Source organism: Alexandriicola marinus, assembly GCF_004000435.1.
Lineage (GTDB): Bacteria > Pseudomonadota > Alphaproteobacteria > Rhodobacterales > Rhodobacteraceae > Alexandriicola > Alexandriicola marinus.
The window spans coordinates 1-15680 of record NZ_RBVZ01000011.1 but is presented as its reverse complement, the minus strand read 5'-3'; the positions used below and the strand labels follow the sequence as shown (position 1 = coordinate 15680).

Genomic DNA, 15680 nt, shown 5'->3' with positions numbered 1-15680 from the left:
GCGGTCTTCCGCAACTTTCTTTCCGGGGGTGGATTTTGCCCCGCGATCCGACTGTTACAAATCTTTTGCACAAACGTCATCGAACTGACTCCTGACGCGGTCAGAACCGATCCTGTTCTTCGCCAACCAATGTCAGGGGATACATGACATGAAAGACGACAACATTCAGGATCTGAGCTGGGACGAGTGGGACGAGCTGCAGCGTCCTGCCCCCGAAGTCACCGATTTCGACCGCGTGGTCGACGAAGCCATTTCCCGCCGCGGGTTCCTGGGCGGTCTGCTCGCCTTCGGATCCGGCGCGGCCGTCATGGGCACGGGACTGCTGAAGTCCTCGACCGCGCTGGCCGATGCGCATGGCGCGTTCGGCTTCACGCCGATCCCGGCCTTCACCGACAACACGATCCATGTGCCCGAGGGCTATGAGTGGAAAGTCGTCGCCCGCTGGGGGGATGCGCTGTTTTCGGATGCGCCGTCCTATGAGGATGGTCACGGCGTCGACGGGTCCGACCGCATCTTCGGTGAGAACACCGACGGCATGGATCTGTTCGTGCTGGAAGACGGCCGGGAAGTAATCGCGATCAACCATGAATACGTGAACCCCGGGATCAACATTGCCGCCGATGCCGAGGGCCGTGACGCCTATACCCCCGAAGAAATCCAGACGCTGATGAACCTTCAGGGCGTGACCGTCATGGAAATCGCCGACAGCGGCAACGGCTATGAGGTTGTCGTCGACAGCCCCTATAACCGCCGCATCCACCATAACACGCCAATGATGATCTCGGGCCCCGCCGCGGGTCACGACATGCTCAAGACCTCGGCCGATCCGACCGGCACCGTGGTTCTGGGCACGATGAACAATTGCGGTTCGGGCCGGACCCTCTGGGGCACCTACATGACCTGCGAGGAAAACTTCAACGGCTACTTCGGCACCACCGCCGAGATGGAAGACCAGAAGCCAATCGAACTGCCCGACGACTTTTCGCGCTATGGGATCGGCGTGAACAGCCGCTACCAGTACGAGACGCTTCAGGATCGTTACGACATCGTCAAGGAGCCGAACGAGCCCTACCGCTTCGGCTATGTGGTCGAGATCGACCCCGCCGATCCCGAGGCGATGCCCGTCAAGCGCACCGCGCTGGGCCGGTTCAAGCACGAGAACGCCGCCATGGCCCAGGCCGAAGACGGCCGCATCGTTGTCTATATGGGCGACGACGAGCGGGGCGAGTTCATGTACAAATACGTCTCGAACGGCACATGGGCGCCGGGCGAGCCGACGGATGGCCTTCTGGATGACGGCACGCTTTATGCCGCCGTCTTCAACACCGACGGCACTGGCCAATGGGTTGCCCTGACGCCCGAATCGACCGGCATGGACGCGGCGATGATCTGCATCCTGACCCGTCAGGCGGCCTCTGCGGTGGGCGCCACCACGATGGACCGTCCCGAATGGATCGCCGTCTCCTCGACCCTGCCCGAAGCCTATTGCTGCCTGACGAACAATTCGCGCCGGGCACCGGGCTTCACCAACGCCGGCGGCGACCCTGCCGAGCCGATCGCAGGCTCGCCGAACCCGCGCGAGGAAAACCGCTACGGACAGATCGTGCGCTGGCGGCCTGACGGGGCCGATCACGGGGCCGACACCTTTGCGTGGGATCTTTACGTGATGGCGGGCAACCCTGTCGTGGGCCTCGGCCCCTATGCCGGGTCGGAGAACGTGAACGAAGGTAACATGTTCAACTCGCCCGATGGCATGGTCGTCGACAGCAAGGGCCTGATCTGGATCCAGACCGACGGCGATGACAGCAACGAAGGCCCCTACGCGGGGATGGGCAACAACCAGATGCTGGTGGGTCATCCCGAAACGGGCGAAATCGCCCGCTTCCTGACCGGACCCTCGGGCTGCGAAGTGACGGGGCTGACCTTCAACACGGATTACACCGTGGCCTTCGCGGGCATCCAGCATCCCGGCGGCACCTGGCCCGACGGCGCGGGCAAGCCGCGCTCTTCGGTGGTGGCCATCTGGCGGACCGACGGCGCGCCGGTGGGCTGATCCTGTCAGACCCATGACGAGTGACGGGGCGCCCTTCCGGGGGCGCCCTTTTTCCTGCGCGGGCGGGGGGCTTACGCTGTGCCGAACACCATCCGGTCAAGGAAATCGTTGCGGAACTTGCCCTCGGGATCGAAGCTGCGCGCAAGATCGCGGAACGCCTCCAGCCGGGGGAAATGCCGCGCGATCCTATCCGGCGCCATCGTCGTGACCTTGCCCCAATGCGGGAGCGCCCCGAACGGGGCAAGAGAGGCCTCGATCGCGGGCAGGACGGCGCGGATCGCCTCCCAGTCCCGATGAAAGGTGAAATGGAACGCGACCTGCGGCCCGCGATGGGCGGGGCTGAGCCAGAGGTCATCGCCCGCGATCGTCCGGATTTCCGAGATCATGAGGATCGGGGCCAGCCGCTCGCCATGCGGCCGCAGCGCGGCGATGGCGCGCGCGGCCTCCTCGCGGGGGACAAAGAACTCGGCCTGGATCTCGGCCCCGTTCGACGGGGTGAACTCCATCCGGAAATGCGGGAGCCTCTCGTGCCATGGCCCGGCACGGCCCAACTGCTCCGTGCAATCGCCCGCCGCGCCTCCGGGCAGGGGATGCATGGCATGCCGCGCCGCTGTCGCGCCAAAGGCCTCGGACAGAGGGGCAGGGGTGTCGGACGTCACCCTTTCCTTACGCCACAGGGCGTTGGCGTCCGGCCCGCGCCAATCGGTGAAGACGCTGACACTCTTGGCCGAGGCAAAGATCGCCTCGAACTCCGTGGCGAGCACGTCATGCGACAGGCCCGCATAAACCGTCTGGCGGACGTCATAGGTCGGCTCCACCTCGAGCGTGAGCCCAACCACCGGACCCAGCGCGCCAAGGCCCACCGCCGCCCCGGCAAAGCTGTCGCCATCGGCCTCGCGCGACAGGCGCACCACGTCGCCAGAGGCATTCACGATGTCCATTGCCGTGACCGCAGTCGCGAGGTTCCCGGTCTCTGAGCCCGACCCATGCGTCGCCGTTGCCGCGGCTCCCACGACCGAGATGTGGGGCAGGGACGCCAGGTTGGCCAGCGCCAGCCCCCGCGCCTGCAGCGCAGGGGCCAGATCGCCATAGCGGATGCCGCCTTCGACCCTGACACGCGATGCGCCCGCGTCGAGTGCGATCACCCGGTTCATCTGTTCGAGCGACAGCTGTGCATCGCTGCAATCGGCAATCGCGCTGAAGCTGTGGCGCGAGCCCAGAACCCTCAGCTTGCGCGCGCCTGCCACGATCTCCTGCACCTGCGCGATATCGGCGGCCCTGTGCAGATCGCGTGCCTGATAGGTCAGGTTGCCGGCCCAGTTCGTTCTTGTCACGCGATGCCTCCCCGCTGTGTCGTCTCCGGGGCCCGACACTACCTCTTCCTGATGCGCTGTCATGTGCAATCCGCATCCGTCTGGTCATTGGCGGGACTTGAGGCCGGAATCCCCGAGATAGGCAGTTGAAAAACCTCCGGCTTTGGATCAGCCTGCCGAAAATTCGCCGGAGAGGAGCCGCCGATGATCGACCTCTATACATGGACCACGCCCAACGGGCGCAAGGTCTCGATCCTGCTCGAGGAACTGGGAGTGCCCTACAAGGTGCACTCCATCGATATCGGCAAGGACGAACAATTCGCCCCTGATTTCCTTGCCATTTCACCCAACAATCGCATCCCTGCCATCGTCGACCACGAGACCGGCCGCAGCCTGATGGAGAGCGGGGCGATCATGCTCTACCTCGCCGAAAAGCACGACCGGTTCCTCGGCGAGGACCGCTGGGCGACGATCGAGTGGCTGATGTGGCAGATGGGCGGGGTCGGCCCGATGCTGGGGCAGGTCCACCACTTCGTGAAATACAACCCCGGCAAGAGCGCCTATGCCGAAGAGCGCTATTCCAAGGAGGCCCGCCGGCTCTATGGCGTCCTCGACAAGAGGCTCACGGCGCGGGACTTCGTGGCCGGCGAGTACAGCATCGCCGATATGGCGATCTGGCCCTGGATCAGCCGCTTCGAATGGCAGCAGATCGGCCTCGACGATTTCCCCAATGTGCGCGACTGGTATGGGCGGATCGCAGAGCGCGAGGCGGTTCAGAAAGGCTATGACGTGCCCCATCACGTCACCCCGATCCCGTTGCCCTGACGGATGGTTTCGAAGCGGTCCCGATCACACAAGCAAGGCGCGCTCGAGGGGTCATCAAACGTCATGCAAAAATCCCCCAAACCCTCTGGACACCCCGCCCGACCTCGCCTAGAACCCGCTCACCCAGACGGTCACCCGTCTCCCGTGCCCGGGTAGCTCAGGGGTAGAGCAGTGGATTGAAAATCCTCGTGTCGGTGGTTCGATTCCGCCCCCGGGCACCATAAAACCCTGATTTTATTGGATAAATTAGACCGTTGATTGGTGTTGTGTGTCCTGCGTAAAGTTAGACACAGTTATACACTTTTCTCTATGTTGCTGAATTGGCTGAAGAATCCAAAAACAAGCAAATCTCGATCAAACACCTGCGCAAAGGTCTGTCGATCTACAAGACCAATCGCTCGGCGTACTGGTATGCTCGGTACTACGACAGCGTGCGCCGGAAGTATGTGGTTCGCTCCACGAAGGAGACGACCCGACTTGAGGCGGCAGAGGTCGCTGAAGAGATCGTTGCGTCCTACAAATCCAAGCAGAACACCAGCCATGCGGTGACCAAGGAGAGGTCGTTTGAGCATTACGCCAAGCTTCTCTCCCAGATGACAAAATCAAAGGCTAAATCGAGTAACCGCAAATACGCCTTCAGCGATCAGTCCAAGATCCTGTTCCGTGAAGGCGATGGGCTTGTCTTGTATTTTGGCAAGCATGACGTCGGCAAAATCACGTCAGGGATGGTCCGAGACTACCTGCTGTTCCTCGACAGCCGACGCAAGGAGCCGCTGGCGAACTCGACCAAAGCGAAGCAATGCGGGGTGATCCGGCAAGTGCTGATGTTGGCGCTGGAAGATGGTGTGATCGACATCATCCCGCCAATGCCGAAGCAGCGGACAGTCGACAAGCCAAGGGTCTCGTTCACCGAGGCAGAATACTCACGTCTGCTGAAGGTTGCTCGTGAGATCGCCGACGCTGGAACAACGGTCGTCCGGGGCGTTCCGGTTACCAGAGAGCATTACAACCTGATCGTGTTTGCGGTTCATTCGTTTCTTCGCCCGACCGAAACGGAACTGTTCGGCATCCGGTTTGCGGATATTGAGGTCAAGGACGACCCAAAGCACCTCCTGATGAGGATCAACGGCAAGACAGGTCTCCGGTTGTCGGCGAGCATGGAAGCGGCAGTCGATATGTTTGAGAAGCAGAAGGAGCTTTATCCGGATGCCAGCCCAACCGACTACGTGTTCATGGACGCCTACAAGAACCGGACGACAGCGGTGAACACATATCGGCGGATCTTCAACCACTTTCTCGATAAGGCAGGGCTGAAGGTTGACCTCAGCGGCAATGCCAGATCGCCGTACTCTCTCCGCCATTACGCTCTGCAGACCCGGCTTCGGAAGTCAGAAGGAGACGTCAATATCTACTGGCTTGCCGAGAATGCCGGAACGTCCGTCGATCAGCTGGAGAGGTTCTATTTGAAGAACATGGAACCAACGACGGCGAAGGTGAAGAACCTGCAAAGCTTCAAAAAGTCCTGAATGCCCCTGTTGTCCATTGCGCCGGAAGGCTGGACCGAGAGGTCACACCGCAATTGGAGGCAACACCATGACAACCACCGCAAAACTGAACCTCGTGAAGTCCGACGGACGCCCGCAAACCAACTCGATCACCACCAAGCGCAACCGGCTGATCGCCGGACTGCAGAAGCAGTTGTCCGAGCTTGAGCTGCATGCCGCTGGGCATTGGTCGCCCCGAATGTGGTTCTGGCAGGTCGAAGATGGCTCGTATCGTCTGGAGGTCCGCTACGCCAAGAAGCCGCTCGAGCTTTCCAAGGACAAGACGGCGATTGCATGCGACGACGAGGACGCCCTGCGGACGACCATCGACGAACTTGTTGCGATGGTCAGGGCAGGGGAGTTCGATGATAAGATCGAAGAACGCAGCGCCATGATCCGGCAACGCTTCGGAAAGTAAAAAAAAGTCGTTGAATGCCAAATCCATCCATCTTTCTCGTATAAATATCAGATAAATATAATTTTATTATCTATATTCGGGGATTGATGGATGGACTGCCAAAACGAGATACGCAAATTTTGTTGGGATCATAGGGTCCCCAATCCCGTCAACGTAACTCTAACGCAGAGACAAGTCGTTGACGGTCAATGGATCAACGACTCGGTGTCCGAGCAGAACTTCCGGCATTTCCGGAACATGCTGAACAAGGCGATATTCGGCAACAGCTACAAGCGATTTGGCAAACAGCTCTCGATGCTGGTCGTCAGGGAGCACGACAGCACCCATCGCCACCATATACACGCCATCATCGAGCAGCCAGAGAACAGACCCTTATCTCGATTTATCTATGATATAGACCAGTGCTGGCAGCGCACCCGCTTTGGATACAAGCAGATCCATATTGAAAAGCCCGACGGCCCTGAGAGGGAGGACGGGTGGCTGTTCTACAGCCTGAAGAGCCGAACGAAGGTTGACTTTTCCTCTGCTATTGATTGGCAGAATTCGACATGTTTTGAGTCCCGCTGAGTATAAACTCCTCGACCGAATGTGATCATCGCTAATGAAAGATAAGGAGGCGCCGACTGGCGACCTTTAATTCTTAGTATATTCTAAAGAAACTTAACCTAAAATAATCTAATCTAATCAAATTCAACCAATATCAATCCATAATAGAAAAGGAATAACAAATGAATGATATCCTAATGAACTTCAATATCCCAAAAGACCTAAAGAGCTGTTTCGACGAAATATCCAGACGAAAGCACATCTCCAAAACAGCAATCCTAATCGACTTTATTGAGCGATACTGTCGCAAAGAGCTGAAGGCGCTACAGGAAGACCAAGAACTTCGGCAAAGCGTGACCGAAAACGATCATTCAAGCGATAATCGCCAAAGAACAAGCGATTGGATACCTCCTGTCGTCCCAAGGATCGATCTGGATCAGGACTGGGACGAGGAGTTTCGGCTATGATCAGCACAGTAACCAAGCCAAAGAGCAAGCAAGAACTGATCCGGTCGCTTCAAAAGCAGCAGATTGACCAGATCGAGGTGTTTGATCGCTATCATCCATCCGATACCAAGGCTCTGGATAAGGCTGCCAAGGAGATGATGCGAGGGGCAGGGGACGTGACAGTGATCCTGGTGAAAACGAAATGATCGGGTTCAAGGAGTTCTGCCGTCAGCGTCAACAGTTGGACGAGCGATTGATCCAGAAGGGCGCTGTTGCCGCTTATGCCTCCCAAGGAAAGCGACATGGTGACGATGCGGTCAGGTCATGGAAATCGGCAAAGGTTCCGATCAGGCAAATGTCATCCAACAAGTCTATCGATCCAAAACTGGCATCGGCACTGACGGACATCATCAACGGCTTGATCGCCAGCCGGAAGCAACTGGGGTCTGTCTCAGCACAGATCACGGCTGCACAGCTGCTTGATGGAAAAGGAAGGCGTTAAGGAATTGATTGTACGAGGTGAAACCTGTTGGTTGCCACCGACAAGGTGGCAATCAACTGTCCGACAAAGCACGGGTGTAGTTGAGAACGGTTTGCGCATGCCATCTGCCACCGTTCGCCGTCGGCAATCCGATCTGGTTGAAGTAACGAGCGACTTCGGATGCAGAGGCAGTATCCGCCCATGCAGCATCCAGATGGGGTTTGATCTGACGTGCGAACTGTAGCCGATCCTTCGCACGCTGTTCGGCAAGACGCTTCCCGTTCTGACCTAGCTTAACGCCCCTCCGCTTTGCCTCCGCCAAAGCTGCCCGTGTTCGTTCAGAAATCTGGCGACGTTCTTCCTCGGCAAAGCAAGCAAGCAGGTGAAGGAAGAATGTTGAGACGCCGGGGTGTTCACAGACCTCCAGTTCAACGCCCTGATCGATGATCCCCGAGATGAACGAAACCTTGCGTGAGAAGCGGTCCAGCTTCGGCAGCAGCAGCTTGGACTTGGTCTTCTTGACGAGATTGATCGCTTTCCACAGCTGCTGTCGGTCGTCCCGCTTGCCGGATTGGATCTCCGTGAACTCGGCAAGCAGCGTGTCGTTTGGTCCCAGAAACCGCTCGACCATCGATCTCTGGGCATCAAGCCCGAGACCGGATCGCCCCTGCCGCTCAGTCGAGACCCTGTAATAAACGACATAATCGACCATTGCTGTTTCCGTCCCTGGAAAAATGATTTCCTGCTCGGGAAGATATCCAGTCAAAGACCAGATTTGACGACAGATATGATCGCAATTCCTGACTGATTACCGAGGGCAATCAGAGAAAAAAGAGTTTGAAATGAGGTCGGTATATTTCTCTCGCAGTGAATAAATACTAGTCGGCAACAAGGCGCTGAGCACAAGAATTTGGGATGATCACTGGCTGATACCAAGGCGACGTTTTGCTTCCGCAATTTCCTTTGGTCGAAAGAATTGTTGGTGTTCGATCACTACTTGTTCGTAGGCAGCTTGCAGATTTCCGGTCTCTCTCAGCTTGTTCAGCCCTATTGTATCAGGATCCCTTGCAAGAAGGTCTTTCAACATCTGAACTGCCCCGACCCTCGCTATTTTCTGTCGAGAATATGTTGCGATCTGCTTCTTCGGAGCACCTTGGCTGAGCACTGCCTCATAAGCCTCCACCTGCTTCATCAATGCGTTGTAGACGGCGCTCTGTCCTGCTTTCTCCTCTTGGAACAGTCGGGCGAGACGCTCTTCTCCTATTCTGACCGCTTCTTCGTTGCCAAGACGTCTGGCATTGGAAATCAGGCGTTTGATCTCCTTGGTGCCGTGGCGCTCGTCGAACATGCTCTGTATTTGTTCAGTCGTATAGGTCTTCATCCGTCGCCTCCATGGTCGTCGATGGATAGCCTGACACAGCTACGGCGAATCTCAAGCCTATGTTTGTTGTATGACGTCTCACGGGCGACGGTGAGGAGACTTGTGTGCTTCCAAAGGCAGTTCGGATTGAACGATGAGCGTTGGTTATCCGAACCAAAGGCGAAACCAAGTCCGATCACCTAAACCGCTTGATTATTTTGTGATGTGATCCGCCGACGTGAGACGTGATCGCTTCCACCTTTCAGGTTGGAAGCCTGATACAACTGGATATTAGATTATTCTTAGATTCAGCGTCCATAACATACGTTGGTTTGTCGTTGACGAGATCGTAGATGAATTTAAATTTGACGGCATTTCGGACTGAAGTCTGATCAACAGGAGTCCTAAATTAAGAAATTCACTGGTAGTATAAGGAATATACCGAATAACCGGTAACTAAACTTTTTTCACGAGGAGAAAAAAATGGCAATTATGAAAATTCTTACCAATCGAAATGCGGACACTGACGAAGTAGTCGTATTGCCCAAAGCAGATATTGTTTCGATGTATCTTAATAAGGAGAATGTAAATAGTGAAAACTTAAGTCGTGTGCAAGTGGATGAAATTCCGCAAAACGAAAATGGCATGACGGGATATTTGATCCGATACGCCTCGCTGTCAGATGTTGATCACATGACAAAGTGTAAAGGAATCATGAAGGACATGCGGGTCTATACGTACTTCCTGTCACGTAAATATGTGGGATATGCCGAAATTGAAGACGGGAGCTCCAACATCGGGTGGTTTATGAGGCACGACCAACCCTGCCGTGAGAGACTACGGTCAGAATTGAGCGTGTTCTCGGAAAATCAATCAGAGCTCAAGCCATTCAAAGTCGTTTCCCCACGAGGTAATGTCCCAGTGGAAAGTGTCATGGATGTCGTAAAGGAGTTGAATGAACCCGAGAATCGAGGGGCCGATGATGTGTTCAAGTTCTTTGCAAGAGACCCTCTAAGGGTAGACACCGAGATGCTCTTGTCATCACTTCAGGGCACTCTAGATTTTGAGAAAGAAATTGAGGAAAGGTTCCGAGCTGGATTTACAATCGAGAGCCTGCGACGTCATCTAGTTTAGGCGTTGGTCTTTAACGTCGAATGAGGGGTTGGAAGTCAACCCTTCGGAGCAAATAGCGTAAATATCTATCCCTCAAAAGAACCTCCGGCACCCTGGTGTTGGAGGTTCTTCATTAAATTCGTTTAATGATCTTTTCAAATATACTTTAGAAAACGGTTTAAATCATTGGGAATAGCGTAGCACAGTTCACGTGAGAAAAGAATCTCCACCAAAAAGGACTGTGACTCAGAAAGCCTATTTTCAATAGCTAAAATGAGAAAGTAAATGTTGAAAAGATATCATTGTAGCATGCACGGCAATTGAAACCATTGAAAGAAATTAGGGTGATTGAAAAATGCTCAGGGTCTTTCATTGCCCAAGACGAGGTTGTATTTGAGTTAGTACGGTCGCAGACGATCACCTCAAGTCATAGAAATGTTCGCAGTGAATCTTCGACACATTCAATCCGAATACAACTTTTCAGAAGGCAAGCTGGATTGCGGCAGAGCTCAGCTCTTTGAAAGCAAGCTAATATTTGATCGTGAGCTCGTGGATGGATTTTGTTATTTTTAGTTTAATTCAAATGTTCTGGTTGGGAAATTAAAAATTTCCGAGCGAGTATGGACGAGAGTTAAGTAAACTGAAGTCCTAAAAGATATTTATGTAATATTTTATTGTTTCCATACACATCAATAAAAGGAGAGAAATATGTGTATCATTAACAAAATTTGCAAAGAATTCGATAATCTAAACGAACGAGCCCTTGAGGCCAGTGGGGGAGAAACTTGGTTTTTTGAGGAGGAGACCTTTCGTGACTTTGTTGAAATGAGAGGTTTTCTTGGTGTGTTTCATTGTGATTTTGAAACGTTTTGGAATGAGGTTTTGTCAAATCAAAATTTCTACGATGAGGAGCTGGGAGAGATTCTTCGGATACTGAAGTCGATGACCGAGGATTTTGAGGAAAAACTGAAAAACGAAAAGGAGTACGATCTTGAAGCAATTACTGGTTGGATTGATCAGTCTTACAATGACGGATGTTACGGCATCGAGCACGAGCTTTGTCATATACGGGATAGTGGAACGCTTTAATATTTTAGATCAGTCTTGGCTCACTTTGGAAAGCGTCCAAATGATACCGCTTTAGCTGTCTCGATCCCTCTGATAATATACCTCCGGTATTGGCGGATGACCTCCTCCCGGTACCGGAGGTTTCCTTTTTTGTCCGGGGTGGAGCGGTCTTCGACCGTGAAGTTCGGGCGGTCGGACGTTGCTGCCTTCGCCCTCTGATCGAACTTCGCTCGGATCGCATCGATGACAGTATCGTTGATCGGCTTCGGTTGTCCAAGATCAATCCAGTATTGGTAGACCAGAAGGATGCCGTTGTATGCTTTGCCGTCAAACTCGGGACCCGCTGTCAGATGGTAGGTGCCAAAGGGGACCGCTTTCGACTTGCGGTTTGTTGGATCAATGCCGAGCTCCCTCATCCGCTCTTCCTGCTTTTCCTCGATCAGCTTCTTCACTTCTTTCAATGTGACGGACACTGAGACGTCTAGCGGCACTTGGATGTTTATCACGTTTGGGCGTTTGCTGGCTTTGCTGACCTCCAGCACCCGATTGTCGCTGAACAGGTGCTTGTGCTCAGACCACCACGGATCGAACATCGTCTCCGGAGTGACATCGCCCCACGGAGCGTAGAACTCTCGGGATCGTTCGAAGTTCTCTTCAAGGTTTGGATCTTGCTTGGCGAGCTTCAGGAACTCGAACCATAGCCGAATATGTTGTTTGCTCGACTTTATTTGCCAGTAGCGCTTTGCCATTCATAAAACTCATCATTAATGGAGGTCAATTGTAGTGCGATCACTAATCGAAATCTTTCCGCTTGTTCTAACTTCTGCTATAGTAAATCGATAAGCTATTGGTTTTGCCGCATCCTTTGCATGGATATTTTTGTTCCACGTCTTCGGGGCTTAGATCGGCTAATTTATGGTTCGCAGCAAGATTTATAGCGGAAGTTGAGGTTTTTCTGGAACAATCAGGATTGAGGCATAGTGACTTAACGATATATTGAAGTCCTGCTGCCTGGATTATTGTAAGTGATTGGTCAATTTTTGGTTGCCGAGAATATAGCTTCCGAGGTCGACTGCCTTGCCGATAGCCTCCCTGTTGCGCAGTGCTCCAGCCATGACTTGCTTTACGAGGCATTCATTTTTCTCGAGATGTCTGAGCGCCTTTTCAGTACACGCTTCTTGACTTTATTACACAACATTAGGTGGTTGTTCGCTCATTTTTTATTTCAATCACTTGAACACGAATATCTTCATTGCGATGATTAAAATTGACGATGTCATAGAGTTGCGCTCCTTCCAATGCCTCACCTCGTGGACTGTCGGTACCCGCAGACTTATACCCACCCATCTCGAAGCGTCGGTCATTAGTTGTCTCCTGAAATCAAAATTTGGGAAGGACACCGGCTCTTGGACCATTTAAATAGCGGACGGAAAGTTTTGTACCGATTCGAATTGAAACTGGATTTTCTTGGGGCGCTCGATTATCAATGCGACTTTCTGCCTCGTTTCTTTCGAATCCCCCCCCCCGGAGCTTCGGCTTCGAGAGCAACGCTTGGGGTGCGGCTGCTCTATGCGCACTTTCTCGCCATCACGATCTTTGCATCCTATGCTGAACATGTGTTATCCATGGATTTGTTCAGTGAGTTGCGATATTCAAATTCTGAAGTAGTTGTGTCGGCGATAAAGCAATACAGGGACTTTTATACTCTGCTGTATTCCTAACAAAGTTTAGAAATTTTTGGTCACAAGTGAGAAAAAAGTCTGCACCATTGTGCTCAGCAGAGACATAGTGAAAGGCGTCAGGCCAATGTTTTCTATCGAATATCGCTGCGATCTTTTTCACCGCACCGATTCGATTTAGAAAATCCTCATAAGTGCAGCCAGCGTTGATCATGCTGAAAGCAACGCTGATATCTGAGTCATTCATGTCCTTGATTATCCCAATGGCTTCAGTCATTGCTGGCTTTATCTTCATCAGGTCATCTATAAGCGTAAAACTCCTGAAGCAAGATAGTTCAATGATGTCAGGATGTGTTTGAACACCTATACCCCGCAACGCATCTGCTTCCGTATCCCTTGCGAAGCGGCTCTGAGGAAGCATTTCCAGCTTGATACTTCGTGTTATGTGTGCAGAAAATGCACCAGAGCGCCCATAAGCTCCGATATATAGAAGAGCTTGGTGTTCAGGATTTTCGGCGATTTTTCGTTGATACGATTGCTCCTCATTTTTGAATTCGATATCCCCCCAATGGATTTTTTTTGTCGATATGATTTTCTCGTAGGAGCGGCTTGCCGAAAAAATGTTTGTATCAAAGAAGACTTTCAATTCGCCGCCCTCACATATGTCACCTCGAAAGCCTTACAGGCACGCTGCTCCTGGATGCGGTTTGCTAGGTTGAAGGCATCATTCATCTCGAAACGCTGGAAGATATCCAGCCCACGGTCGAGTAGGATCTTCCAGCCTGTGTTCGTGATGATGTGGCGGGCATGGATCGTGCCTGTTCCATCAAACTCCCATGTGACACGGACCCCTGCAGCCTCAGCATTGAGCTGAACCTGTTCGAGATACTGAACTTGCTGCTCCATCCGCATGTCATCGGGGGAGGTCAGGATATGGACGGTGACATCATCTTCCGGTGCCTTGAACTTAACCACGGTTTCGATGAATTCCATCAGGTTCCGCATCTGATGGAAGACCCGCAGATAGGGGTCTGTCAGCTTAATCTCCGTGGCGCCTCTAAGATGGCTCCCGAACAGCTTGTCGAAACTGATGCCCTTCTGGTTTTCAGAAACCACAACGTGATCTTCGCTCGGAGTTGGCTCTGCTGGGGTGTCAACCTTTGTTGCTGTTCTGACAGTGTTCTGAACAGAAGGTGAAGAAGTGGTTTCCGTTTGGACGTGTTCTTCCAATACGGCCCCGTCATCCTCATCATCACTGAGTGACTTGTGGTAGAAGGCAGGGAACTGGATCTCTTCAAGGGTCTGAACGCTGGTCTTCATCCCGCCTTTTGTCATGTAGGAGAATTCGACAACGGGATAGGTCGCATCAATGCGTTTCAGCTGGTCCTTCACCCGCTTACGGCATTCGATGGCAAGTTTCAGAAGCTCTTCCACCTCCTCTTGGGTTTCTCCACCAGCAGGGAAGAGCAGCTTCATCAAGCCAGACATGGTTTTGTTGATAGCATCCCGGTCACGAGTTGAGATGCTGTCAGAGAGCGAGAAGAAGGCTTGGTGGCGGTTTGAAAGGTCATCTGACCGTAGATGGCGGAGGATCTCAGCTAAGTAGTCCACGATGAAACCATAGCCGCTTGTGAACATCTCTCCACGGATGACATCAACCTCCCACCCAGGCAGGTAAGCATGAATGCGGTCAATAAAGGCTGAATCGTGGAACTGAACAGGAAGTGCCTCGAAGAGGTCACTGTTCTTCAGCATGTAAGGCACGTTGTGGTCTGTGTTGCCCACGAAAGCGAAACTGGCCTCTGCTCCCATGGTCTGCACACCACGGGAAAAGGTCTTGTTCGCCATGTAGTTCTTCATGATATCGACGAGGGCACGGTTGGCTGTCTTGTCTCGTCCTGCGAACTCATCGAAGGCCACCACATCCCAGAAACCGACCAGACCGATGCGCCCGTTGCTGTTGTTCACAAAGAGCTTTGCAACGGTGATTTCTCCGCCGGAAATCAGCTGACCATGGGGGGAGAATTCTGAATAGATGTGGGATTTCCCTGTGCCTTTGGGGCCAAGTTCGATGATGTTGTAGTTGCGTTCCACATAGGGAATGAGACGCATCAACTGGAGCAGCTTGCTACGCCGACCGAAGGCTTCTGGGTTGAAGCCAATGGTCTGCATCAAGACATCAATCCACTCATCGAGCGTGAATTCTTCTCGTGCTGTCACGAAGGCATAGAAGTCATAGTTGGCGATCTGGATCGGTTTGAGATGTTCAAGGATCCAGGGTGAAATCCTGCTGTCTTCGGAAAACTCATACTGAACATCAGCAATGCACCAGATGCCCGTCACCAGGAGCTTTGGGTTTTCTTTTACCGTGACGCTATCGACAGCGACCTTCTTGATGCCAAGGTTTTCGAAAACAGCCTCATAGGCATCTGTTTTCTCGTTCAGGACCACACTGATACGGTCGATTACCTTGTAACGACCACGCTCCTTGATGTCTGACTGGACTTTGTTGGCTTCATTGCGGTGCACATAATGCTTGCGCAGGATTTCCTTGACGGTCTCGATACCGCTTTCAATCGAGGCTTCATCATCGGTCGCACAATATTGCCCAAGGAGGTATTCGAGCACGTAGGTGGGAACGATAGCGTTCCCCTTGACCTGCTTTACGAGGTCTTTGCGCACGACAAGTCCAGGGAACTGGGAGTTAATCTTATCATCTAGTGCTGTCATATCCCGCTCCCTTAAAAGTCAAAATCGTTCGAGAACGACCGCTTAATTGTGTAACGAACGCTTCTGTATTCTTTGAAATGGTGGAGTGCCCCCACTGAAGTGGT

Annotated in this window: 15 protein-coding genes and 1 tRNA gene; 10 read left to right on the top strand and 6 right to left on the bottom strand. The window is 53.1% G+C overall.

Annotated elements, in window-relative coordinates; all coding sequences use genetic code 11:
* Positions 1-148: 148 nt before the first annotated feature.
* Positions 149-2053 (top strand): PhoX family protein, encoded by a 1905-nt coding sequence (locus tag EP376_RS19120; protein ID WP_127657236.1) that lies wholly within the window; start codon positions 149-151, stop codon positions 2051-2053.
* Between the two features lie 71 nt (positions 2054-2124).
* Here the strand turns inward: EP376_RS19120 and EP376_RS19115 are convergent, their stop codons facing one another.
* Complete coding sequence (locus EP376_RS19115; protein ID WP_127657235.1) at positions 2125-3387, bottom strand: FAD-binding protein; 1263 nt, start codon at positions 3385-3387, stop codon at positions 2125-2127.
* Positions 3388-3570: 183 nt separating this feature from the next.
* On the opposite strand from EP376_RS19115, the gene EP376_RS19110 reads away from it, so the two are divergent.
* From EP376_RS19110 to EP376_RS19080, 7 genes are all read left to right on the top strand, one after another.
* The gene (locus tag EP376_RS19110; RefSeq protein ID WP_127657234.1) at positions 3571-4191 is read left to right on the top strand and encodes a glutathione S-transferase family protein; all 621 of its coding nucleotides are present in this window, start codon (positions 3571-3573) and stop codon (positions 4189-4191) included.
* A 146-nt stretch (positions 4192-4337) separates the two neighbouring features.
* Positions 4338-4412: transfer RNA gene (locus tag EP376_RS19105), tRNA-Phe, on the top strand.
* Positions 4413-4511: 99 nt separating this feature from the next.
* Positions 4512-5717 (top strand): phage integrase SAM-like domain-containing protein, encoded by a 1206-nt coding sequence (locus EP376_RS19100; RefSeq protein WP_127657233.1) that lies wholly within the window; start codon positions 4512-4514, stop codon positions 5715-5717.
* Between the two features lie 67 nt (positions 5718-5784).
* Positions 5785-6153, top strand: a complete 369-nt coding sequence (locus EP376_RS19095) for a hypothetical protein (protein WP_127657232.1) — start codon at positions 5785-5787, stop codon at positions 6151-6153.
* Between the two features lie 204 nt (positions 6154-6357).
* On the top strand, positions 6358-6720 hold the full coding sequence (locus EP376_RS19090) for a hypothetical protein (RefSeq protein WP_127657231.1): 363 nt from the start codon (positions 6358-6360) through the stop codon (positions 6718-6720).
* 442 nt (positions 6721-7162) lie between these two features.
* Positions 7163-7351 (top strand): hypothetical protein, encoded by a 189-nt coding sequence (locus EP376_RS19085; RefSeq protein ID WP_127657230.1) that lies wholly within the window; start codon positions 7163-7165, stop codon positions 7349-7351.
* Positions 7348-7647 (top strand): hypothetical protein, encoded by a 300-nt coding sequence (locus EP376_RS19080; RefSeq protein WP_127657229.1) that lies wholly within the window; start codon positions 7348-7350, stop codon positions 7645-7647. Before EP376_RS19085 ends, EP376_RS19080 begins: the two co-directional genes overlap by 4 nt.
* A gap of 52 nt (positions 7648-7699) precedes the next feature.
* Here the strand turns inward: EP376_RS19080 and EP376_RS19075 are convergent, their stop codons facing one another.
* Positions 7700-8338, bottom strand: coding sequence for a recombinase family protein (locus tag EP376_RS19075; RefSeq protein WP_127657228.1), 639 nt, complete (start codon positions 8336-8338; stop codon positions 7700-7702).
* 207 nt (positions 8339-8545) lie between these two features.
* Positions 8546-9007, bottom strand: coding sequence for a hypothetical protein (locus tag EP376_RS19070; RefSeq protein WP_127657227.1), 462 nt, complete (start codon positions 9005-9007; stop codon positions 8546-8548).
* A gap of 462 nt (positions 9008-9469) precedes the next feature.
* Between EP376_RS19070 and EP376_RS19065 the strand changes: the two genes are divergently transcribed.
* Both EP376_RS19065 and EP376_RS19060 read left to right on the top strand, forming a co-directional pair.
* Entirely contained in the window at positions 9470-10120 is a 651-nt protein-coding gene (locus tag EP376_RS19065; protein ID WP_127657226.1) for a hypothetical protein, read from the top strand.
* A 687-nt stretch (positions 10121-10807) separates the two neighbouring features.
* The gene (locus EP376_RS19060) at positions 10808-11188 is read left to right on the top strand and encodes a hypothetical protein (RefSeq protein ID WP_127657225.1); all 381 of its coding nucleotides are present in this window, start codon (positions 10808-10810) and stop codon (positions 11186-11188) included.
* Positions 11189-11208: 20 nt separating this feature from the next.
* On the opposite strand, the gene EP376_RS19055 is transcribed toward EP376_RS19060, so the two are convergent.
* The 3 genes from EP376_RS19055 to brxL form a co-directional block, all read right to left on the bottom strand.
* Positions 11209-11916 (bottom strand): hypothetical protein, encoded by a 708-nt coding sequence (locus EP376_RS19055; RefSeq protein ID WP_127657224.1) that lies wholly within the window; start codon positions 11914-11916, stop codon positions 11209-11211.
* An 886-nt stretch (positions 11917-12802) separates the two neighbouring features.
* Entirely contained in the window at positions 12803-13492 is a 690-nt protein-coding gene (locus EP376_RS19050; RefSeq protein WP_127657223.1) for a hypothetical protein, read from the bottom strand.
* A complete protein-coding gene (brxL, locus tag EP376_RS19045; protein WP_127657222.1) occupies positions 13489-15576 on the bottom strand; it encodes a BREX system Lon protease-like protein BrxL in 2088 nt (695 codons plus the stop codon). The genes EP376_RS19050 and brxL overlap by 4 nt, the downstream gene beginning before the upstream one ends.
* Between the last annotated feature and the right edge of the window lie 104 nt (positions 15577-15680).